The organism is Allobosea sp. ASV33 (assembly GCF_016428755.1).
Classification (GTDB): Bacteria; Pseudomonadota; Alphaproteobacteria; order Rhizobiales; family Beijerinckiaceae; genus Allobosea.
On the sequence record NZ_JAELTI010000199.1, the window covers coordinates 1 to 468 of the forward strand.

General features: G+C 69.0%; 1 protein-coding gene. It reads left to right on the plus strand.

Annotated elements, in window-relative coordinates; genetic code table 11:
- Positions 1-468 (plus strand): thiolase family protein (locus tag JHD80_RS27095; RefSeq protein WP_282568455.1); only part of this gene is annotated, 468 nt, incomplete at both ends.

The following is a 468-nucleotide window of genomic DNA, read 5'->3' on the forward strand; positions in this document are numbered from 1 at the left end:
GCCACTGGCTGGACCCTCACGACGGCGTGTACGTTGCCGGCATCGGCATGCATCCCTACCAGTTTCCCAGCGACACGCCCTACACCCATCTTGGCCTTGTGGCCGTGCGTGCCGCGCTGGGCGACGCGGGCCTGTCCTGGTCACAGGTGCAAAGCGCCTATGTGGGCACCACCTCGATCGGCATGGCCACGGGGCGGGTCATGCTCCGGCACCTGGGCGCCACGGGACTGGCGGTCACGCAGGTGGAAAACGCGTCCGCTTCCGGCTCGTTCGCCTTCCGCCAGGCCTGCATGGAGATTGCGTCGGGCATCAGTGATGTGGCGCTGGCCGTCGGCGTGGACAAGCACGGTGACGGTCGCCGCGCCGCCGACAAGGAGGGCCTGGCTCGCCTGAGCGAGACCGCCACCAGTCCGGCCGTGAAGTTCGCCATGTTGGCGCGCACCTACCTGCGTGAGCGTGGGGCGGATG